At 60.5% G+C, this 19,588-nt stretch carries 21 protein-coding genes; 9 read left to right on the forward strand and 12 right to left on the reverse strand.

Going from position 1 to position 19,588, the window contains the following annotated elements; translation table 11 throughout:
* Positions 1 to 91 precede the first annotated feature (91 nt).
* The gene (locus B5P46_RS33420) at positions 92 to 337 is read left to right on the forward strand and encodes a DUF982 domain-containing protein (protein WP_164986600.1); all 246 of its coding nucleotides are present in this window, start codon (positions 92 to 94) and stop codon (positions 335 to 337) included.
* A 178-nt stretch (positions 338 to 515) separates the two neighbouring features.
* Here B5P46_RS33420 and B5P46_RS33425 read toward each other — a convergent pair whose 3' ends face one another.
* On the reverse strand, positions 516 to 1,484 hold the full coding sequence (locus tag B5P46_RS33425) for an SDR family NAD(P)-dependent oxidoreductase (RefSeq protein ID WP_164986598.1): 969 nt from the start codon (positions 1,482 to 1,484) through the stop codon (positions 516 to 518).
* A gap of 134 nt (positions 1,485 to 1,618) precedes the next feature.
* On the opposite strand from B5P46_RS33425, the gene B5P46_RS33430 reads away from it, so the two are divergent.
* The 4 genes from B5P46_RS33430 (at position 1,619) to B5P46_RS33445 (ending at position 4,747) form a co-directional block, all read left to right on the forward strand.
* Positions 1,619 to 2,203, forward strand: a complete 585-nt coding sequence (locus tag B5P46_RS33430) for a TetR/AcrR family transcriptional regulator (RefSeq protein WP_129422457.1) — start codon at positions 1,619 to 1,621, stop codon at positions 2,201 to 2,203.
* 275 nt (positions 2,204 to 2,478) lie between these two features.
* Positions 2,479 to 3,525: a glycoside hydrolase family 25 protein gene (locus tag B5P46_RS33435; protein WP_129422458.1), complete on the forward strand. Its 1,047-nt coding sequence runs from the start codon at positions 2,479 to 2,481 to the stop codon at positions 3,523 to 3,525.
* A gap of 163 nt (positions 3,526 to 3,688) precedes the next feature.
* Positions 3,689 to 3,994: a flagellar basal body rod protein FlgC gene (locus B5P46_RS33440; RefSeq protein ID WP_129422459.1), complete on the forward strand. Its 306-nt coding sequence runs from the start codon at positions 3,689 to 3,691 to the stop codon at positions 3,992 to 3,994.
* A gap of 126 nt (positions 3,995 to 4,120) precedes the next feature.
* The gene (locus B5P46_RS33445) at positions 4,121 to 4,747 is read left to right on the forward strand and encodes an alpha/beta hydrolase (RefSeq protein ID WP_129422460.1); all 627 of its coding nucleotides are present in this window, start codon (positions 4,121 to 4,123) and stop codon (positions 4,745 to 4,747) included.
* A gap of 9 nt (positions 4,748 to 4,756) precedes the next feature.
* Here the strand turns inward: B5P46_RS33445 and sufA are convergent, their stop codons facing one another.
* The 8 genes from sufA to B5P46_RS33485 all read right to left on the reverse strand — a co-directional run bounded on the left by sufA (position 4,757) and on the right by B5P46_RS33485 (position 12,053).
* Positions 4,757 to 5,149: a Fe-S cluster assembly scaffold SufA gene (gene sufA / locus B5P46_RS33450; protein ID WP_129422461.1), complete on the reverse strand. Its 393-nt coding sequence runs from the start codon at positions 5,147 to 5,149 to the stop codon at positions 4,757 to 4,759.
* A 93-nt stretch (positions 5,150 to 5,242) separates the two neighbouring features.
* Complete coding sequence (locus tag B5P46_RS33455) at positions 5,243 to 5,623, reverse strand: SUF system Fe-S cluster assembly protein (protein ID WP_003559708.1); 381 nt, start codon at positions 5,621 to 5,623, stop codon at positions 5,243 to 5,245.
* A gap of 12 nt (positions 5,624 to 5,635) precedes the next feature.
* A complete protein-coding gene (locus tag B5P46_RS33460) occupies positions 5,636 to 6,877 on the reverse strand; it encodes a cysteine desulfurase (protein WP_129422462.1) in 1,242 nt (413 codons plus the stop codon).
* A gap of 12 nt (positions 6,878 to 6,889) precedes the next feature.
* Positions 6,890 to 8,164 (reverse strand): Fe-S cluster assembly protein SufD, encoded by a 1,275-nt coding sequence (gene sufD, locus B5P46_RS33465; protein WP_129422463.1) that lies wholly within the window; start codon positions 8,162 to 8,164, stop codon positions 6,890 to 6,892.
* 25 nt (positions 8,165 to 8,189) lie between these two features.
* Entirely contained in the window at positions 8,190 to 8,945 is a 756-nt protein-coding gene (gene sufC / locus B5P46_RS33470; RefSeq protein WP_025394710.1) for a Fe-S cluster assembly ATPase SufC, read from the reverse strand.
* 80 nt (positions 8,946 to 9,025) lie between these two features.
* Positions 9,026 to 9,271, reverse strand: coding sequence for a hypothetical protein (locus tag B5P46_RS33475; RefSeq protein WP_129422464.1), 246 nt, complete (start codon positions 9,269 to 9,271; stop codon positions 9,026 to 9,028).
* 1 nt (position 9,272) lies between these two features.
* Entirely contained in the window at positions 9,273 to 10,742 is a 1,470-nt protein-coding gene (gene sufB, locus B5P46_RS33480; protein ID WP_018242169.1) for a Fe-S cluster assembly protein SufB, read from the reverse strand.
* A 93-nt stretch (positions 10,743 to 10,835) separates the two neighbouring features.
* On the reverse strand, positions 10,836 to 12,053 hold the full coding sequence (locus B5P46_RS33485) for a cysteine desulfurase family protein (RefSeq protein WP_129422465.1): 1,218 nt from the start codon (positions 12,051 to 12,053) through the stop codon (positions 10,836 to 10,838).
* Between the two features lie 217 nt (positions 12,054 to 12,270).
* Between B5P46_RS33485 and B5P46_RS33490 the strand changes: the two genes are divergently transcribed.
* Together B5P46_RS33490 and B5P46_RS33495 are read left to right on the forward strand one after the other, a co-directional pair.
* Positions 12,271 to 12,948, forward strand: a complete 678-nt coding sequence (locus tag B5P46_RS33490) for an alpha/beta hydrolase (RefSeq protein ID WP_003540001.1) — start codon at positions 12,271 to 12,273, stop codon at positions 12,946 to 12,948.
* A gap of 143 nt (positions 12,949 to 13,091) precedes the next feature.
* A complete protein-coding gene (locus B5P46_RS33495; RefSeq protein ID WP_129422466.1) occupies positions 13,092 to 14,264 on the forward strand; it encodes an acyltransferase family protein in 1,173 nt (390 codons plus the stop codon).
* Here the strand turns inward: B5P46_RS33495 and B5P46_RS33500 are convergent.
* Together B5P46_RS33500 and B5P46_RS33505 are read right to left on the reverse strand one after the other, a co-directional pair.
* Positions 14,261 to 14,788 (reverse strand): GNAT family N-acetyltransferase, encoded by a 528-nt coding sequence (locus B5P46_RS33500; protein WP_129422467.1) that lies wholly within the window; start codon positions 14,786 to 14,788, stop codon positions 14,261 to 14,263. The two genes, B5P46_RS33495 and B5P46_RS33500, sit on opposite strands and share 4 nt — an antisense overlap.
* Positions 14,785 to 15,903, reverse strand: a complete 1,119-nt coding sequence (locus B5P46_RS33505; RefSeq protein WP_129422468.1) for an anhydro-N-acetylmuramic acid kinase — start codon at positions 15,901 to 15,903, stop codon at positions 14,785 to 14,787. The genes B5P46_RS33500 and B5P46_RS33505 overlap by 4 nt, the downstream gene beginning before the upstream one ends.
* A gap of 133 nt (positions 15,904 to 16,036) precedes the next feature.
* On the opposite strand from B5P46_RS33505, the gene tyrS reads away from it, so the two are divergent.
* Positions 16,037 to 17,293, forward strand: a complete 1,257-nt coding sequence (gene tyrS / locus B5P46_RS33510) for a tyrosine--tRNA ligase (RefSeq protein WP_129422469.1) — start codon at positions 16,037 to 16,039, stop codon at positions 17,291 to 17,293.
* Between the two features lie 61 nt (positions 17,294 to 17,354).
* Here tyrS and B5P46_RS33515 read toward each other — a convergent pair whose 3' ends face one another.
* The gene (locus B5P46_RS33515; protein ID WP_129422470.1) at positions 17,355 to 17,675 is read right to left on the reverse strand and encodes a hypothetical protein; all 321 of its coding nucleotides are present in this window, start codon (positions 17,673 to 17,675) and stop codon (positions 17,355 to 17,357) included.
* A 224-nt stretch (positions 17,676 to 17,899) separates the two neighbouring features.
* Between B5P46_RS33515 and B5P46_RS33520 the strand changes: the two genes are divergently transcribed.
* The gene (locus B5P46_RS33520; RefSeq protein WP_129422471.1) at positions 17,900 to 19,561 is read left to right on the forward strand and encodes an alpha-amylase family protein; all 1,662 of its coding nucleotides are present in this window, start codon (positions 17,900 to 17,902) and stop codon (positions 19,559 to 19,561) included.
* The last annotated feature ends 27 nt before the right edge of the window (positions 19,562 to 19,588 follow it).

The raw sequence follows: 19,588 nt of genomic DNA on the forward strand, positions 1-19,588 counted from the left end.
AGCCCCTTCCATCATGGGAGGGGCTTTCCTAATTCTGATAGAATGCACGAAAGAAGGTCATCTCATGCCCCAGGATCAAAGCGAAGCAAGAATGCAGGCGCCCTGGTCGAAGCCTGTGCTCATCGCCCTCGAAGAGCCCGGCCAATACGTGACCATCGATAACACCCAGGCCGCCTCCTGGGCGATGATCGAGGACTGGCCGACGGAAGACGGTGCCGCACTCGACCAGGCGCTGCTGATCTGCGCCGACGTCATCAAGGGCAAGCGCACCGGCGAGGATGCACGCAAAGCATTCATCGCCGCCGCAGTCGAAGCGGGCCTCGACATCAAGGCCTGAAGGGCGGCGATCGATAAAGAGCCGCTGGAATGGACGATGAAGACACACGCCCCGCGTAGCTCAACGTAAGAGCAGTGGACTGGTTTGCAGCCGAGCCAGGTTCAATTCCTCGGCAGGGGCACCAGTTTCCCAGTACCCCTGCTCTCCTGTCAGCACCAAAGTGTGTGCGGTTTACGGCCTAGAAGCGCTCGCCGACCATATCCTCGCTTTTGGCCCACAATCCCCTGGCCGTCTCGGGATCGAGCGCGTAGGGACGCACGCCTTCGGAAATCGGGCTGATCTCTGCATCCGTCACTTCGGAGACATGGCAGTTTTCGCAATATCTGCCGCCGACCACGTCTGCCGGGGCGACGAAACCTGCCCAGACGGAGGTAGCGGCACCCTGCGGGATCGTCTTCCACTGGAAGGGCGGCTTGCCCTCGGCGGCGAGTGCTGCGTTGATCTGCGCTATCATGCCTTCGATTATATCAGGCTCGAGATGACGGCCGAGCTCGGTGTTAATGCCGCCGGGATGCAGTGCCGTCGCACGGATGCCGCGCTCCTGGAGGCGCCGGTCGAGTTCCACCGCGAACAGGATATTTGCGGTTTTCGACTGGGCATAGGCCGCCCAAGGCTCATACGTCTTGCTCTCGAAATTGAGGTCTTCGAGGCTGAACGGAGCCATGCGATGGCCCGAGGATGCGACGATCACCACACGTCCACCCGATTTGACGAGCGGTGCGATGCGGTTGACCAGCACGAAATGACCGAGATGGTTGGTGCCGAACTGCGTTTCGAAACCATCGGCGGTGCGCCCGAAGGGAGCGGCCATCACGCCGGCATTGGCAATGACGACATCGAAGGGGCGGCCATCCGCAATGAGCGCATCGGCGCAGGCGCGCACGCTTGCCAGAGAAGCAAGATCGAGCTCGACGATATCAAGGCTGCCACCATTGGCAGCACCCACGCGCACGACTTCCGTTGCCGCCCTCGCCTTTGCAAGGTCACGTGCCGTACCCACCACCTGCGCTCCACGGGCTGCCAGCACACGCACGGTTTCTACGCCGAGGCCGGCCGAAACACCCGTCACCAGAACACGCTTGCCCTTGAGATCGACGCCGGCGAGCACCTCGTCGGTAGTCGATATCGCGCCAAAAACTCCACTCATGATTATCTCCTTGATCATGGACGCACCGCTCCGGACTGGTGGATCATTGCCCACCGGCCTCAAATGGAATAAAAGGAGGATGCCTCCAGATAAATACGGAGGGATCCTCCGTTTATCAAGGGGACTTCTCGGAAATGGCCGGAAAAAGTGACGGGTCCACCGTCCGAAAGCCGCGTGCGGATGCCGAACGCAATCGTCTTCTGCTGATGGAAACGGCAAAGACCGTCTTTGCCGACAAGGGCTCCAGCGCCAGCCTGGAGGAAATCGCCCGCATTGCCGGCGTCGGCATCGGCACACTCTATCGCCATTTCCCGACGCGCGATGCACTGGTTTCCGCCATCTACCGCAACGAGACGACGCAGCTTGCCGCTGCCGCCAAAAGCCTTGCCGAGACACATCCGCCTGTCGAAGCGCTTCGCCTGTGGCTGGTGCAGTTCGTCGATTATGTCGTGACGAAACACGGCATGTCCGAGGTACTGGATTCCTTGGTCGGCGGCACCTCCGCGCTCTATGCCGATTCTGCCGATTTGATCATAGGCGCCGTCAATCTGCTGGTGGATCGCGCAGTCGCCACCGGTGAAATCCGTCTGGCGATGGACCCGCTCGATATCCTGCGCGCGCTGGCCGGCGGCGCGCGCATCAGCTGTGGCCCCGCCTGGCGGGAGGCGGCAAGGCAACTCATCGATATTCTGATTGCGGGTATGAGAGCCAGTCGCTGAGGCTGTCGTACCATTCCGGCACGGCTGTCTCAGATGGAGGTGCGCGAGAATGGCGACCGCAACCTGATCTGCACCTGCCCGCCGGTAGAAAGCTACGAGGGATCCAAGTAGCAGTAGTTGGGCAAAGCCCCTCCCATAGGTTGGGAGCGGGCTGCATGCTCTGATCCACAAGGATCAAATTTAACCTTTCTTAGCAAGTCTCTGTTAGCAATTCAGAAAGGCGGCTTCCATCAACATGGATCACCGTCGATCTCTTGTTTTGCGTGCAGGTTCTTATGCGTCCATCGGCAGTTCCAGCAATTCTCCTCGCCGCCCTGATCCTCTCGGGATGCGCTGCCAGTTCTGGCGCCGACGATGTGCTGGGCAACGTGCCGTCACCGGAAACGACCAATGCCATCGCCCAGCCGAGCGGCCCGATTCCTGCCGCCGCCGTGGGCGATCCCGCGCCGCAGGCAAGCCCGCCGCAGCAGGCGTTGCGCTGGGCGGGAGAGGTTCCAGAACCGCGGGCGCTCGTGCCCGCCGACAGGCCGGTCGGCATGCCGCTGCCGACAGATAAGCCGGTCGCGCTGCTGATGCCGGCCAATCCCGCGGGCAATGCAATACCCGATGTCGGCACGAGATCGCCGACACGCGGGCAAATTTACGGCCACCGGTTCCGCGATGCCAAGCCGATCAACTTCGGTTCCACCTCGCCGAGAAAGCTTGCCGTGCACGGCGTCGACGTGTCGCGCTGGCAGGGCGAGATCGACTGGCAGACGTTGCGGCGGCAAGGCGCGAACTTCGTCTACATCAAGGCGACCGACGGCGGGGATCACCTTGATCCGATGTTCAAGAAGAACTGGCGCCGGGCCAAGGAAGCCGGCCTGAGACACGGCGCCTATCACTTCTTCTACTGGTGCCGGACAGGCGGTGAGCAGGCCGACTGGTTCATCCGCAACGTGCCGAGGGAGGCCAACGCTCTTCCGCCCGTCATCGACGTCGAATGGAACGGCGAATCGAGCTGCAAGAGACGCATCTCTCCCGCACGTGTCCGGGAAAAGATGCAGGTTTTCATGGACAAGCTGGAGCGCCATTACGGTCAGCGCCCGATCATCTACACCGCGCCGGATTTCTACCGCGATAATTTGAAGGGTCAACTGCTCGACTATCCCTTCTGGCTGCGCTCGGTGGCCGCTCACCCCTCCAAGGTCTATCCCGGCCGCAAGTGGGTCTTCTGGCAGTATTCCGGCTCCGGCCTTTCCGAAGGCGTCGACGGCAAGATCGACCTCAACGTGTTCAACGGCAACGAGAGCGACTGGCACGACTGGGTGGCGTCGCGATAGCGAAGCTGGCCATGGCTCCGCGCCCCGACCCCGTTCCGTGCCAATCCGGAACAGATGGATGCTAAGATGCGCGAACCTATAGATCTTTGCTAACGCAACGCATTCAGCATTCTCTAAGCCCTTGCATGTACAAGAATTTCATCCAGTTCTGGGGAAATGGTTGATGAGCATATCGGGTATTACGAGCACGGCTCTTTCGGGAATGCGGGCACAGACGACGCGGGTTAGCGCGATTGCCAACAACATCGCAAATAGCAGCACGCCGGGCTATGCCAGGCTGAACACCAGCCTCACCTCCGCTGCGTCAGGCGCCGTCCAAGCCGTTGTCAGTCCGACGGCATCAGATGTCGATCCAGCCACCGAACTGACCGACCTGATCGAAGCCGAGCAAAGCTACAAGGCGAACGCCGTGGTCTTTGAGACCGGCGCCGACATGTGGGAAATGCTCATGAACATCAAGCGCGACTGAGCACCCTGCCCGCAGACCCACGTCGCCGCGGCTGGACGCGAGCTGCCGAAGCTTTCGTTGGCTTTGTTATAAGATCGTCTCGAATCAGGCCTATGCCGATCCGCGCCATTGTCGCGGATCGATGCCATGCCGGAATGTCAGGATTTCGTTTTCATTAAAGGACGGGTCGAGCTCGATGCGGCACCACTGGTGCTGCTGCATGGCAGCGGCATGCATGAACGCAATCTCATCGGGCTGGCCGACAGGGTCGGGCCGGATCGTCCCTATATTGCGCTGAGGGGCGCGGTGGAATGGGAGGAGGGCTTTGCCTTCTTCCGCCGAAACCCCGACCGCACGCTTGATTACATCGACCTCTTCAACCAGACCCATCATCTCGCCGATTTTCTGCTGCGGGCCGTGGAGAACGGCCTGCTGAAACGGCCGCCTTTGCTGCTCGGCTTTTCCAATGGCGCGATCATCGCCGCTTCGATCCTGCTGCATCGGCCGGAAACCGCAGCCGGCGCTATCCTGCTGCGGCCGCTCTCACCCGCGCCGACCGTCGATTTTCCCGAGCTGAGAGGCCATCGCGTCCTGATCCTCGCCGGCGAACGCGACGAGCGGCGCGCGCCTGAGGATGTTGTGCTGGTGAGGAATCAGATCGAAAGAAGCGGCGCCGACGTCACGACAAAACTGTTCCCGGCGGGCCATGGCCTGGATGAGAACGAACCGGATTTTATCGAGAGTTGGCTGGCGGAAAATTTCCCACCAGCCTGACGGCGGCTGTCAGGAATGCGCCGGCTCGCCCTGGCGCTGGGCGGCAAGGGCCGCGAGATCGGCAGGTTTCAGCTCGACAGATTCGCCGCAGCCGCAGGCCGATGTCTGGTTCGGATTGGTGAAGGTGAAGCCGGAGCGCAACGTCGTCGTCTCGAACCCCATTTCGGTGCCGAGCAGGTAAAGAGCCGCAGATGGCTCGACCCAGACTTTTGCGCCATCGTGCTCAATCAGGTCGTCCTTGGCGTTGGGCTCGGTCACCAGTTCGATGGTATATTCCATCCCGGCGCAGCCGCCCTTCTTGATGCCGACGCGGACACCCTTGGCCTCCGGCCCCGAGTTCTCGACGATCGCCTTGACGCGGGCCGCAGCCCCGTCCGTCATGCTCATGATTGCAAAGCCCATCGGCTCATTCTCCTTCCGCAACCGGGGTCAAGATCCGGTGCATCGTGATTCAAATGTAGTACCCGTTCGTAAACGGATCAATACCGCGGGATGTCAGTACCAGCCTACGGCGACCTGCGCCTCTTCCGACATGCGGTCCGGCGTCCACGGCGGATCGAAAGTCATTGCGACCTCGACACCCGAGACGCCTTCGACGGCGCCGACCGCGTTTTCGACCCAGCCTGGCATCTCGCCGGCTACCGGGCAGCCGGGTGCGGTCAGCGTCATCATGATTTTCACCATCCGGTCGTCCTCGATGTCGATCTTGTAGATCAGACCGAGCTCGAAGATGTCGGCGGGAATTTCCGGATCGTAGACCGTCTTCAGTGCGCTGATGACGTCGTCGCTGAGCCGTGCCAGCTCATCGGCCGGAATGCTGGAATGCACGATGCCTTCGCGCACGTCGATCTTCTGTTCGCTTTCGTCCAGGCTCATCACGGACACTCCTCAAGCAAAGAACTTGCGCGCATATTCAAGCGCATCGGCCAGGGCATCGACCTCGGTGCGGGTATTGTACATGCCGAAGGATGCACGGCATGTGGATGTGACGCCGAAGCGTTTCAAGAGCGGCATGGCGCAATGCGTGCCGGCCCTGACCGCAACACCCTGCCGGTCGATCACCATCGAGACGTCGTGGGCATGGATACCGGCAAGCTCGAAGGAAAAGATGCTGCCTTTGTCGGGCGCCGTGCCAAAGACGCGCAGCGAATTGACGGATTTCAGCCGCTCGACCGCATAGGCGGCAAGATCGGCCTCGTGGCGGGCGATCGCCTCGCGGCCGATCTTCTCCATATAGTCGAGCGCATAACCGAGCCCGATCGCCTGCACGATCGGCGGCGTGCCGGCTTCGAAGCGATGCGGCGGATCATTATAGGTAACCACGTCCTCGGCGACCTCGAAGATCATCTCGCCGCCGCCCTGGAAGGGGCGCATCTCGAAAAGCCGCTCCTTCTTGCCGTAGAGCACGCCGATGCCGGACGGGCCGTAGAGCTTATGGCCGGTCATGACGTACCAGTCGCAATCGATATCCTGCACATCGACAGGTAGATGGACCGCGCCCTGGCTGCCGTCGATCAGCACCGGAATGCCGCGCTCGTGTGCGATCCGGCAGACTTCCTTGACGGGAACGATCGTGCCGAGCGCATTCGACATATGGGTGATGGCGACGAGCTTGGTGCGCTCCGTCAGGCTCTTTTCGAAATCCTCGATATGGAAGGCGCCCTCGTCGTCGACGGGCACCCAGACGAGTTTGGCGCCCTGCCGTTCGCGGATGAAGTGCCAGGGCACGATATTGGAATGGTGCTCCATGATCGTCAGCACGATCTCGTCGCCTTCACCAATCTTCGGCATGCCCCAGCCATAGGCGACGGTGTTGATCGCTTCCGTCGAATTCTTGGTGAAGACGATGTCGTTCACCGAAGGCGCGTTGAGGAAGCGGCGGACCTTCTCGCGCGCTCCCTCATAGGCATCCGTCGCGGCGTTGGAAAGGTAGTGCAGGCCGCGGTGCACATTGGCATATTCATGGGAATAGGCATGCGAGATGGCATCGATCACCACCTGCGGCTTCTGCGCCGATGCGCCGTTGTCGAGATAGACCAGCGGCTTGCCATGCACCTTCTCCGCCAGGATCGGAAAATCCCGGCGGATGGCTTCGACGTCGTATTGCGTGGCCGGCGCTATCTTGTCCATTGGTATATCCGATCAGGCGTGCTTTTCGAGCCAGGCCGAAATCACGCCTTCCAGCGCCTCGACCAGGGCCTCGTCTTCCAGTTCCTCGACAATCTCGGCGACGAAGGCGTTGACGAGCATCGCCCGCGCCTTGTTCTCCGGAATGCCGCGCGCCATCATGTAATAGAGATGGTTGGCGTCGATATCGGTCACCGTCGCGCCGTGGCCGCACTGGACATCATCGGCGAAGATCTCAAGTTCGGGCTTGACCGAGAATTCGGCGTCGTCGGACATCAGCAGCGTGTTGCAGGCCATCTTGGCATCGGTCTTCTGCGCATCGGGCGCCACTCGGATCATGCCCTGGAAGACGCCCTTGGCACGGTCGAAGACGACGTTGCGGATCACTTCGGTCGAGCCGGTATTCGGTACGTCGTGGCCGAGCACCATCGTCACGTCGGTATGGCTTTCTGCTCCGAGCAGGTTTATGCCGCGCAACGTCAGATCGGCGCCTTCGCCCGTCACCTTGATATGCAGCTCCTGCCGGACCAGCTTGCCGCCGGCATTGATGACGAAAAGCCGCAGCTTGGCGTCAGCGCGAAGATCGATGCGGATCTGCCCGAGATGCGTATCGTCAGCCCCCTGCTGCTGCAGAATGATCCAGGTCAGTTCGGCCCCTTCGCCAACCGTGATGTCGCTGACATGGGACACCAGCGCTGCATCGCCGGTCACCGTGCGGTGACGTTCGATGACGGTCGCCTTGACGCCGGCGCCGAAGGACACAGGCAAGCGCGTATGTGTCTGCCCACCGGAATGGATGAACTGGATTTCGAGCGGATTTTCAAGCTCGGTATCGGCAGGCACGTCGAGGACATAGCCATCGCGCACGAAACTGCCATTGATGCGGCCGACCGCGTCGTCGCTGCCGAGCGCATCGAGGCCAGCCGCGGCAGAGCCGTCAAGAAGACGTTCGGAATAAGCCGAAACGCCAAGACCGTCGACCGTCGCCTTCTGGTTGGAATGGCCCTGGATCACCGCCAGGACCGTGGAGTCGGCAACAAGCGGCTCCAAAGCCTGCGAGCCGGCATCGCCCGCCTGCTGCGGGACAGTGCGCAACAGGTTCTTGAGGTCGCTATAGTGCCAGGCCTCGATGCGGCGCGTCGGCAGGCCGGCTTTCTTCAAGTCGTCGAGAAGCCGGTCGCGCAGTGCCGTCACCGCGCCATTGCCCGGCAGCTCGCCGATCTGCTGGTTGAAGGCCTCGATCAGCGCCGTCTCGGCCGCCGTCAGGCGGCTCGTCGTCTGCATGTTCATGGACGTCGTCCTTTCCACCCGAAACTCAGGCCGCCGTGCCGATGATGTCGGCATAGCCGTTGGCTTCCAGCTCATGCGCCAGCGTCTTGTCGCCCGACTTGATCACCTGCCCCTTGTAGAGCACGTGGACGGTATCCGGCACGATATAGTCGAGCAGGCGCTGGTAGTGGGTGATGACCACGACCGCGCGGTCCGGCGAACGCAGCGCGTTGACGCCGTCGGCGACGATCTTCAGCGCATCGATGTCGAGGCCGGAATCGGTTTCGTCGAGCACGCAGAGCTTCGGTTCGAGCAGCGCCATCTGCAGGATCTCGGCCCGCTTCTTTTCGCCGCCGGAGAAGCCGACGTTCAGCGGCCGCTTCAGCATCTCGGTATTGATCTGCAGCTTGCCGGCGGCATCCTTGACGCGGCGCATGAAGTCCGGCGTCGTCAGCTCGTCTTCGCCGCGCGCCTTGCGCTGCTCGTTCATCGCCACCTTCAGGAACTGCATGGTGGCAACGCCCGGGATTTCGACCGGATACTGGAAGGCGAGGAAGATGCCCTTGGCGGCGCGCTCGGAGGGATCAAGCTCGAGAATGCTCTCGCCATTGTAGAGAATGTCACCCTCGGTGACTTCGTAGTCGCTGCGGCCGGACAGCACATAGGAAAGCGTCGACTTGCCGGAGCCGTTAGGCCCCATGATCGCGGCAACTTCGCCGGCCTTCACCGTCAGGTTCAGGCCACGGATGATCTCGGTGCCGTCTTCGGCGATGCGAGCATGAAGGTTTCTGATTTCAAGCATCTTTGGTTCCTGCGTTTTCTCTGCGTAGCTCATCAGAGCCTCGCGCAATTTCTAAGGGCATCAACATGTTGGGCTCGCTGCTATCGCCCAAAAAAACGGATGACACGGAAAACCGCGACCGTTACGAGCCAAAGCCATTCGAGAAATTCCGGGATCCCCTGAATGATCTTTCCCGGTTTTTCCATGCGCTGCTGGAGAAACACATAAGGCTGCTCCGGCGGCTTCTCGGTTTCATATCTCTGCTCGCGGGGGCGAATTTTCGCCAATATCTCCCCGCGCATATTCTCCAGACGATCAAGAATGCGTTTCTTGTCCGCCTCGCTCATGTCACCCCACCGAGCCTTCCAGCGAAATGCTGATCAGCTTCTGCGCCTCGACGGCGAATTCCATCGGCAGCTCCTGCAGGACTTCCTTGACGAAGCCGTTGACGATCAACGCGATCGCCGCTTCGGTCGGGATACCGCGCTGCAGGCAGTAGAACAGCTGATCCTCGGAGATCTTCGAGGTTGTCGCCTCATGCTCGAACTGCGCCGTCGAATTCTTCGCCTCGATGTAAGGCACGGTATGGGCGCCGCACTTGTCGCCGATCAACAGCGAATCGCACTGGGTGAAGTTGCGCGCGTTCGACGCCTTGCGGTGAGCCGAAACCTGGCCACGATAGGTGTTGTTGGAAACACCGGCGGCGATGCCCTTGGAAACGATGCGGCTCGACGTGTTCTTGCCGAGATGGATCATCTTGGTGCCGCTGTCGATCTGCTGATGGCCGTTCGACACGGCGATCGAGTAGAACTCGCCGCGGCTGTCGTCGCCGCGCAGGATGCAGGACGGATACTTCCAGGTGATCGCCGAGCCGGTTTCGACCTGCGTCCAGGAGATCTTCGAACGGTCGCCGCGGCAATCGCCGCGCTTGGTGACGAAGTTGTAGATGCCGCCCTTGCCGTTCTTGTCGCCGGGATACCAGTTCTGCACCGTCGAATACTTGATCTCGGCATCGTCGAGCGCAACCAGCTCGACCACGGCGGCATGCAACTGGTTTTCATCGCGCTGCGGCGCCGTGCAGCCTTCGAGATAGGAGACGTAGGCGCCCTCTTCCGCGATGATCAGCGTGCGCTCGAACTGGCCGGTGCCCTTCTCATTAATGCGGAAATAGGTGGACAGCTCCATCGGGCAACGAACGCCCTTCGGCACGAAGACGAAGGAGCCATCGGTGAAGACCGCCGAATTCAGCGTCGCATAATAATTGTCCGAGGTCGGCACGACCGAGCCGAGATATTTCCGGACGAGATCGGGATATTCGCGGATGGCTTCCGAGATCGACATGAAGATCACGCCGGCCTTCTTCAGCTCTGCCTTGAAGGTGGTGACGACCGAGACGCTGTCGAAAACGGCGTCGACGGCGATCTTCGGCTTCTCGACGCCGGCAAGAATCTCCTGCTCACGTAGCGGAATGCCGAGCTTCTCATAGACCTTCAACAGCTCCGGATCGACCTCATCGAGCGACTTCGGACCCGGCGTGCTTTTCGGCGCAGCGTAATAATAGATGTCGTTGAAATCGATCTTCGGATAATTGACTCGCGCCCAGGTCGGCTCTTCCAGCGTCAGCCAGCGCCGATAGGCCTCGAGACGCCATTCCAGCATCCATTCCGGCTCCTGCTTCTTGGCCGATATGAAGCGGATAATATCCTCGGACAGGCCCTTCGGCGCCTTGTCCATCTCGATGACGGTCTCGAAACCGTATTTGTACTGATCCACATCGATCAGGCGCACCTGGTCGATTGTTTCCTGCACGGCAGCCATTTCATTCTCCAATCTCGCCGGATACAAGGTCCGGCAGCTTGTAGCGTTTGGGCAATTATCTTGCCCCTTATGTAAGAGGCCAAAAGGGACTTTTCAGCCCGATTGGCAAGCGGAAATTTGCGTTTCCGCAAGTTTTGACACGGGGCAACCCGCCTCGCCAGACAACCTTCGCCGGGAGGCGATCTTTGCGAAAGCCGCAATCGCCCTGTCGATATCCTCTTCCGTCGTCGAAAAGCCGAGCGAGATGCGCAGTGCTCCGAGCTTGGCGTCACGGCCCATCGCCGTCAGCACATGGCTTTCGCCGAGCCGGCCGGATGAGCAGGCAGAGCCTGCAGAAAGGGCAACGCCTTCGAGATCGAAGGCGATCTGCCCGGTCTCAGCCTTCAGCCCCGGCAGGGTGAAGAAGATCGTATTGGCGACGCGCCCGCCACCCTCGCCGTGGATCATCACATCGGCAGCCGCCTCACGCATGCCGGCTTCCAGCCGCTCGCGCAGCGCGCTGATTGCCGCATTGCGCGCCTCGAGTTCGTCGGCCGCGGCTTCAGCTGCCGCGCCGAAGCCGATCAGCGCCAGCGAATTCTGTGTCCCTGAGCGGTGACCCCGCTCCTGTCCGCCGCCCTGGATCAGCGGCCTGGGCATCAGCGCTTCGCCCTGCGCAATGAGCGCGCCGGCACCCTTCGGCCCGCCGATCTTGTGCGAGGAAACGATCATGAAGTCGGCACCGATCCGATTGATATCGAGCGCGATGCGGCCGGCCGCCTGCACGGCGTCGACGACGAAGAGCCCGCCATGGGCGTGGACGATCTTTGCCGCCGCCTCGACCGGCTGGACAATGCCCGTCTCGTTATTGACGAGCATGACGGCGACCATCGGCAGGCCGGCGGCCTTGTCATGCACATCGAGCAGGAGGCCGAGCGCATCGAGATCGACGATGCCGGCTTCCGTCACCGGGATCTCCGTCATCTTCTCCTTGGCGAAACGGCCGCCTTCGCGCACGGCCGGATGTTCGATCGCCGAAAAATAAAGCTGGCCGAGCCGGAGCGGCGTGCGGCCCATGCGGAAATCCGGCGTCAGCACCAGGTTGGCCGCCTCGGTTGCGCCGCTGGTAAAGACCACATTGCCGGCATCGGTGCCGACCAGTGCCGCCACCTTGCGTCGTGCGCCTTCGATCGCAGCGCGGGCGGCACGCCCTTCGCCGTGAACGGAATTTGGATTGCCGAAAATGTCGATGGCGCGCATGATCGCCGCGCGTGCTGCGGGGTGCAGCGGCGCTGTGGCGTTCCAGTCGAGATAAAGGCGTGGCGGCGCCATGATCTTCAGTCCTGCGCTTGACGAGCTTGCTTCAGCATCCGCGGTTCATTTTTCTTGAAATTTCCGCCGGGCTTGCCTTATGACACATTCCACGATGCGTGGATCGCCATGCAAGTTTCGAATTGTTCTAAACTGCGTTTTAGAAAAGCTGACAACACTAGTCAAGTCATGTTGTCATCCAACGCAGCGCGAACGCGAAATAAAACCCGGAGTACCAATGCCCGAAGTTATTTTCAACGGCCCAGCCGGCCGACTTGAAGGCCGCTACCAGCCCTCCAAGGAAAAAAGCGCGCCCATTGCCCTGATTCTGCATCCGCATCCGCAGTTCGGCGGCACGATGAACAATCAGATCGTCTACCAGCTCTTCTACATGTTCCAGAAGCGCGGGTTCACGACGCTGCGCTTCAATTTCCGGGGAATCGGCCGCAGCCAGGGTGAATTCGACCACGGCGCCGGCGAACTCTCGGATGCCGCCTCGGCGCTCGACTGGGTGCAGAGCCTGCATCCTGATTCCAAGACCTGTTGGGTCGCCGGTTATTCCTTCGGCTCCTGGATAGGCATGCAGCTCCTGATGCGCCGGCCGGAGATCGAAGGCTTCATGTCGATCTCGCCGCAGCCGAACACCTACGACTTCTCGTTCCTGGCGCCCTGCCCCTCCTCCGGCCTGATCATCAACGGCGAGGCCGACAAGGTGGCGCCTGAGAAGGATGTCAACGGCCTTGTGGAGAAGCTGAAGACCCAGAAGGGCATCCTCATCACCCACCGCACCGTTGCCAATGCCAACCACTTCTTCAACGGCCAGGTGGAAACGCTGATGGGCGAATGCGAGGATTATCTCGACCGTCGCCTCAACGGCGAACTGGTGCCGGAACCGGCCGCCAAGCGCATCCGCTGACACCGCAAATCTCGGCCTTGTGGATGCTTTGACGGCCCGGAACACAACCGGGCCGGCTGTGCCGGAACAGATCACCTATCGTGTTGCATTCCATGTTGCAGTGCGGTAGGTTCCTCGCGATCCTAACAAAAGCGAGGTCCGCAATGACCAAGTCGTTCGGGGAAGTCCTGGATAAGTATAGGGGAATTGGTCCGGGGTTCGATTTTCTTCGAATAGGGCTCGCCTTTTCCATCGTGCTGACCCATTCCTTTTTATTAACCGACAACAATGACTTCATCAGGGGGTCAGTATTCTGGTTTACTGAATACGCTCTTGTTCCGATGTTCTTCGCTTTGAGCGGATTTCTGATCGCCGGCAGCGCCCAGCGCCTGAGCCTTCGGAATTTTCTGATCAACCGAGGCTTGCGCATCGTCCCGGCCCTGGCTGTCGATATCGTCGTTTGTTCGCTGATCATCGGGCCGATCATTACGGTCGTTTACCACTCCGAATATTTTACCGATCAGCGGTTTTTCAAATACTTCCTGAATATCGTCGGCTGGATCCATTACGAGCTGCCGGGCGTCTTCCAGGATAATCCGAGCCAGCGCGTCAACGGCGCTCTCTGGACGGTTCCCTGGGAAATCTTCTGCTACATCATCATGTCGTTCCTGATGATCACCGCCATCGTGAAGACGCGCTACAAGCTGCTCGCGGTGACGATCGCCTACATCGTCATCGGTCTTATCGTGCAGAAGATGCCCTATCTGTTGCCGGGCTCAATCAAGCCGATCGCTCGCTTCCTGTTCATGAGCCGCGGCTCCCAGCTGATAACGGCCTTCATGATGGGCATCGTCGTCTTTCAGTTCAAAGCGGTCATTCCGCATTCCCGCTGGCTGTTCGCCGCCGCCTGTCTGGTTTGCCTCGTCGCCATTCTGACCCTGGACAGCCGGGCAACAGAGTCGGTGCTCAACCGGCCCTTGGTCATCACCTCTCTCGTTTACATCACCGTCTTCGTCGGCCTGTCCGAGGTGCCAATTCCGGCCTTTTTCAGGAAGGGCGACTATTCCTACGGCGTCTATCTCTATCACGACCCGTTTTTGCAGATCTGGATCAGCTCGTTCCCGTCGGTTTTCCTCTATCCGAAATATGGTGCGCTGGCGCTCTATCTTGTCGGCCTGCCATCGGCTCTCGCCGTCGCGGTGCTGTCCTGGCATTTCATCGAGAAGCCGATCCTCGGCCTTCGCAAGAAATTCTCGTTCATCGCCCAGGTCAGGGGCGTCGAGGATAATCAGACTGGGCGCGAATCCCATGTCCGGCCGGTCGCCGTAAAGAGCTAGAGCCTTTCCTGCCGCATATCGGTGGTGAGTTCGAAAGCCGTGTCCAGCACTCCGTCGATCAGGATCGGCGCGCGTTCGCGCATGCCGATCTTTCTGAGGACGCGCTGCGAGGCGGCGTTTTCGGGATGCGTGAAGGCGATGAAGCCCGATGCAAACTTCCTTTCGAAGAACCAGTCGGCAAGCGCGCTCGCCGCTTCCGTTGCCAGGCCCTTGCCCCACGCTTCCTCACGCAGAGAATAGCCAAGTTCGAATTGCTCGTTCCTGAACTTTGAAATCCCCGCACGGCCGACAAATCGACCGTCCTCGGCGAGGAGCTTGTATTTGGTCGTGCCGTCGCGCGCCTGTTCCTCGAACCACCCGCGCAGCCGTTCCTCAGCCTTTTGGAGGCTCCACGGCACGTTGCCGGACAGATATCGGGTCGTCGCCATCGTCGAATGCAGCTGTTGCACCAGGGTCCCATCGCCTTCGTCCCACATGACGAAGGTAAGCCGTGGCGTCTTCAGTATGACCCTTTGCTCTGTCATGGCGTTGCCAGCACCCCACCGCTGACGGGAGCCGCGACCCCTGTCGTGCCGGGGAATGTGAGCGGCAGCCCGTCCAGCGATCGGACGGCGAGGTAGGCCCAGGCCTCGGCTTCCATCGCATCGCCGTCAAAACCCGCCTCCTCGGCCGCCAACACCCTCGAGCCCAGCCTTTCGGCCATGACTGAGAACTCTGCCATCAGAGTGGCGTTCAGCCGCCCGCCGCCGCAGACGATATAGATCGCTGGGGTCTCGGGCAGGAAGCTGGCGGATTTGATGATCGAGGCGGCGGCGACATGCGCCAGCGTCCGGGCGCCATCTTCAAGACCCGCCTCCTCCGGCCGAAGTGGCGCAAAATCGCCGCGGTCCAGCGAACGGCGAACATTGCCGCGGAAGAACGGGCTTTGCAGATAGCGTTCCGCCAGGCTGGCCACGACTTTGCCGCGCCCACCGATCTCGCCGCCGGGATCATAGGTTCTGCCGGTCTGCATCTCCACCCACTGGTCGATCAGCGTATTGCCCGGACCGCTGTCGAAAGCCGATATCCGGCCGTCCGTGCCGATAAAGGTCAGATTGGAGATGCCGCCGATATTGACGAAGCACGCCGCCTGTCCCTGCTGCTGGAGTTTTCCCGCGAGTGCTGCGTGATAGGCCGGCACCAGCGGCGCGCCCTGCCCGCCATGAACCATGTCGTTGGCGCGCATGTCGTAGACCACAGATATGCCGGTCCGGCGCGCCAGTTCCCCGCCGTCGCCGATCTGGATCGTCAATCCCTCATCAGGGCGATGAAGCACCGTCTGGCCATGGAAGCCGAGGATATCGACGGCATCGGCAGAAAGCTCGAAACGCTGTATGAATGCCGTAACGGCAATTGCATGCCGTGACGTCAGTTCAAGCTCGATATCGCGCAGCTCAGCCGGTCGCTGGCTTCTCTCACTTAGCGGACGCGACAGTTCCAGCGCCCGTTTGAGCTGCCCGCGAAAATCCGCATCATAGGGCACGCCCATGAACGGCCCGCGCTCGATGAAGCCGCGGCCATCGGTCCTGATCAACGCGACGTCGATTCCGTCCATCGACGTGCCGCTCATCAGCCCGATCGCGGTCCTGATGACATCCATGAGGCTTGCCTCCCATGCGATTCCCGGATGCACTTTTATAAAAACAGTGCTAAACGCGCCGCGACAGATCAACAACAACGAACTTGCGCCAAGCCCCCATGGGGTGCGGGGCAGACACCAAGAGACGAAACCTATGTCCGAGTTCAAGTCCGATTTCCTCCGCACGCTGAAAGAGCGCGGCTTCATTCATCAGATTTCCGATGAAAGCGGCCTCGACGACCTGTTCGCCAAGGAAACCGTGACAGCCTACATCGGCTACGATCCGACAGCATCCAGTCTTCACGTCGGCCATCTGACACAAATCATGATGCTGCATTGGCTGCAGGCGACGGGCCACCGCCCGATTTCGCTGATGGGCGGCGGCACCGGTATGGTCGGCGATCCCTCTTTCAAGGAAGAGGCGCGCAAGCTGATGACGATCGAGACGATCGAGCAGAATATCGCCTCGATCAAAAGCTGCTTTTCGAACTACCTCGATTACAGCATGCCCGGCACCGCCGCGCTGATGATCAACAACGCCGAGTGGCTGCGCTCATTGAATTATCTGGAGTTCCTGCGCGATGTCGGCCGTCATTTCTCGGTCAACCGCATGCTGTCCTTTGACAGTGTGAAGACGCGCCTTGACCGCGAACAGTCGTTGTCCTTCCTGGAATTCAACTACATGATCCTCCAGGCCTACGATTTCGTCGAGCTTGCCAAGCGCTACGATTGCCGCCTGCAGATGGGCGGTTCAGACCAGTGGGGCAATATCGTCAACGGTATCGATCTCGGTCACCGCATGGGGACGTCGCAGCTTTACGCCCTTACCTCGCCGTTGCTGACGACGTCGTCGGGCGCCAAGATGGGCAAATCGGCTTCCGGTGCGGTCTGGCTGAATGCCGATCTGCTGCCTGTCTATGACTTCTGGCAATATTGGCGCAATACCGAGGACGCTGATGTGCCGCGCTTTCTCAAGCTCTTCACCACGTTGCCGATGGATGAAATTAGAAGGCTTTCGGCGATTGGCGGGTCGGAACTGAACGAGGTCAAGAAGATCCTGGCGACCGAAGTCACCGCGATCCTGCATGGCCGCCCGGCCGCCGAGCAGGCTGCCGAAACCGCGCGCAAAACCTTCGAGGAGGGCAGCCTCTCGGAGAACCTGCCCTCGGTCGATATCCCTGCCACCGAACTCGACGGCGGCATCGGCCTGCTGTCGCTGATCGTTCGTGCCGGCCTTGCCTCGTCGAACGGCGAAGCCCGCCGTCACGTCCAGGGCGGCGCAGTCCGCATCAACGACGAGGCGGTCAGCGACGAACGCAAGATGATCGGCAGCGGCGAAATCACCGCCGACGGCGTCATCAAGCTCTCGCTCGGCAAGAAGAAGCACATCCTGATCCGCCGCGCGGCGTAAGCGGTTTCAATTCCGAACCGATATCAAAGCCGGCGCCCGCGCCGGCTTTTTCTTTGCCTCGCTATTGGGGTCGGCGAGCAAGATCATTCAGCTCCCCGCCGGCATTCTTCGTCATCTCGTCTGGTCTCTTAAGAAGATAACCCGGCGGATCGACGCCAGAAGCGGGCTTCACCCGCGACCACCAGCTGATCGAGAAGATCGGCGGCGTCATCACCGCGTCCAGAGGAACCATCAGGACGTGGTCGGAGCGGATGACCGCCTCTTGCGATTTCAGCCGCACGCTCTTTTCCGCAGAAAGCGAAGCGTCGGCAATCGTGACGGCCATCATGGTGGCCGATGCGAAAGAAACTGTCCGGGCGCACTGCATCGCATCCTCCGACATTGCACCGGCCGTTGCTTGCTGGCCGGGACAGTATAGTACATCAGACTTCCCTAAAATAGGCAAAACATCACTGCCAGATTTGTCAGCCTGGCTTGGAATCGGCTTTGTCGAGGAAGAGCCCGCGCATTTTTCTACTGCGAAGCACCACGACCCCCATAGCGAATGCTTTATCGGAACCTTTTCCGCCCGCCGGGATTTGCGACCAGATTGGATTGGAGCCCGGCATGATCAACGACCTCTGGTATAAGAACGCTGTCATCTATTGCCTGTCCGTCGAGACTTTCATGGATGCGAACGGTGACGGCGTCGGTGATTTTCAGGGTCTGATGCGGCGCCTCGATTACCTCTCCGGCCTCGGCGTGACGGCGATCTGGCTCATGCCGTTCCAGGCGTCGCCCGGTCGCGACCACGGCTACGACGTCTCCGATTATTACAATGTCGACCCGCGCTATGGCTCGCTCGGCGATTTCGTCGAATTCACCCATGGCGCCAAGCAGCGTGGTATCCGGGTGCTGATCGATCTGGTGATCAATCACACATCCAAGGACCATCCCTGGTTCCAGGACGCCAGGAGCGATCCGCGCTCGCGCTATCGCGACTGGTATGTTTGGTCGGAGAAAAAGCCGGCGAATGCCGATCAGGGCATGGTCTTTCCCGGTGTCCAGAAGACGACCTGGACCTATGACGACAAGGCAAAGGCCTATTATTTTCACCGCTTCTACAATCACCAGCCCGATCTCAATACGTCGAAGCCCGAGGTGCAGGCGGAAATCCTTAAGATCATGGGCTTCTGGATCCAGCTCGGCGTCTCCGGCTTCAGGATGGATGCCGCCCCGTTCATCATCGCAACGAAAGGCGCCGACGTTACCAAGCCTGTCGAACAGTTCGATCTGCTGAGGAAATTTCGCGAATTCCTGCAGTGGCGCCTGGGCGATTCCATCATCCTGGCAGAAGCCAATATCCTGCCGCAGGACAATTTCGAATATTTCGGCGATGACGGCGACCGCATGCAGATGATGTTCAATTTCCAGGTCAATCAGGCGCTGTTTTACGCTTTCGCCAGCGCCGACACGCGGCCGCTCAAGAAGGCCATGGAGGCCACGAAACCGCGCCCGGCGACCGCGCAATGGGGCCTCTTCCTCCGCAACCATGATGAACTGGATCTCGGCCGGCTGACGGAAAAGCAACGCGGCGCGGTATTTGCCGCCTTCGGCGCTGAAAAGGACATGCAGCTTTACGACAGGGGCATTCGCCGGCGCCTGGCACCGATGCTCGGCGGCGACCACCGCAGGATCGAAATGGCCTACAGCCTGTTGTTTTCGCTGCCTGGAACGCCCGTCATTCGCTACGGCGACGAAATCGGCATGGGCGACGATTTAGGCCTGCCGGAGCGCAATTGCGCACGCACGCCGATGCAGTGGTCGACGGAACCGGAAGGCGGGTTTACCAAAAGTGAAAAGCCTATCTCGCCCGTTATCAAGGACGGCCCCTACGGTTTCCAGCATGTCAATGTTGCCGAACAGCGGCGCGATCCCAATTCCTTGCTGAACTGGACCGAGCGGATGATCCGGATGCGCAAGGAAGCCCCTGAGATCGGCTGGGGCGACTTCTCCGTGATCGACACCGGGAATGACGGCGTGCTGGCGCTTCGTTATGACTGGCGTGGCAATTCCGTGTTGATCCTGCACTATCTCCATGCGCAGCCGGCGGAAGTGACCTTCGATACCGATAGAGGCGAAGACGGGCGACAGTTGATCGATATCGCCGACGGTGCGAGCAGTGAGGCGGACGAAAAAGGATTTCATACCGTCATGCTCGATGCATACGGCTATCGCTGGTATCGCGTCGGCGGCCTCGATTATCTCCTGAGACGGACGGAGATTTAAGTCCTAAGGAGATCACAAGGCCGTCCA

This window comes from Rhizobium leguminosarum, assembly GCF_004123835.1.
GTDB lineage: Bacteria > Pseudomonadota > Alphaproteobacteria > Rhizobiales > Rhizobiaceae > Rhizobium > Rhizobium leguminosarum_M.

Excerpts from the sequence above, each read along its gene's own strand:
- B5P46_RS33420 (WP_164986600.1), top strand. The coding sequence starts at position 92 with ATGCAGGCGCCCTGGTCGAAGCCTGTGCTCATCGCCCTCGAAGAGCCC.
- B5P46_RS33425 (WP_164986598.1), bottom strand. The coding sequence starts at position 1,484 with ATGAGTGGAGTTTTTGGCGCGATATCGACTACCGACGAGGTGCTCGCC.
- B5P46_RS33430 (WP_129422457.1), top strand. The coding sequence starts at position 1,619 with ATGGCCGGAAAAAGTGACGGGTCCACCGTCCGAAAGCCGCGTGCGGAT.
- B5P46_RS33435 (WP_129422458.1), top strand. The coding sequence starts at position 2,479 with ATGCGTCCATCGGCAGTTCCAGCAATTCTCCTCGCCGCCCTGATCCTC.
- B5P46_RS33440 (WP_129422459.1), top strand. The coding sequence starts at position 3,689 with ATGAGCATATCGGGTATTACGAGCACGGCTCTTTCGGGAATGCGGGCA.
- B5P46_RS33445 (WP_129422460.1), top strand. The coding sequence starts at position 4,121 with ATGCCGGAATGTCAGGATTTCGTTTTCATTAAAGGACGGGTCGAGCTC.
- sufA (WP_129422461.1), bottom strand. The coding sequence starts at position 5,149 with ATGGGCTTTGCAATCATGAGCATGACGGACGGGGCTGCGGCCCGCGTC.
- B5P46_RS33455 (WP_003559708.1), bottom strand. The coding sequence starts at position 5,623 with ATGAGCCTGGACGAAAGCGAACAGAAGATCGACGTGCGCGAAGGCATC.
- B5P46_RS33460 (WP_129422462.1), bottom strand. The coding sequence starts at position 6,877 with ATGGACAAGATAGCGCCGGCCACGCAATACGACGTCGAAGCCATCCGC.
- sufD (WP_129422463.1), bottom strand. The coding sequence starts at position 8,164 with ATGAACATGCAGACGACGAGCCGCCTGACGGCGGCCGAGACGGCGCTG.
- sufC (WP_025394710.1), bottom strand. The coding sequence starts at position 8,945 with ATGCTTGAAATCAGAAACCTTCATGCTCGCATCGCCGAAGACGGCACC.
- B5P46_RS33475 (WP_129422464.1), bottom strand. The coding sequence starts at position 9,271 with ATGAGCGAGGCGGACAAGAAACGCATTCTTGATCGTCTGGAGAATATG.
- sufB (WP_018242169.1), bottom strand. The coding sequence starts at position 10,742 with ATGGCTGCCGTGCAGGAAACAATCGACCAGGTGCGCCTGATCGATGTG.
- B5P46_RS33485 (WP_129422465.1), bottom strand. The coding sequence starts at position 12,053 with ATGGCGCCGCCACGCCTTTATCTCGACTGGAACGCCACAGCGCCGCTG.
- B5P46_RS33490 (WP_003540001.1), top strand. The coding sequence starts at position 12,271 with ATGCCCGAAGTTATTTTCAACGGCCCAGCCGGCCGACTTGAAGGCCGC.
- B5P46_RS33495 (WP_129422466.1), top strand. The coding sequence starts at position 13,092 with ATGACCAAGTCGTTCGGGGAAGTCCTGGATAAGTATAGGGGAATTGGT.
- B5P46_RS33500 (WP_129422467.1), bottom strand. The coding sequence starts at position 14,788 with ATGACAGAGCAAAGGGTCATACTGAAGACGCCACGGCTTACCTTCGTC.
- B5P46_RS33505 (WP_129422468.1), bottom strand. The coding sequence starts at position 15,903 with ATGGATGTCATCAGGACCGCGATCGGGCTGATGAGCGGCACGTCGATG.
- tyrS (WP_129422469.1), top strand. The coding sequence starts at position 16,037 with ATGTCCGAGTTCAAGTCCGATTTCCTCCGCACGCTGAAAGAGCGCGGC.
- B5P46_RS33515 (WP_129422470.1), bottom strand. The coding sequence starts at position 17,675 with ATGTCGGAGGATGCGATGCAGTGCGCCCGGACAGTTTCTTTCGCATCG.
- B5P46_RS33520 (WP_129422471.1), top strand. The coding sequence starts at position 17,900 with ATGATCAACGACCTCTGGTATAAGAACGCTGTCATCTATTGCCTGTCC.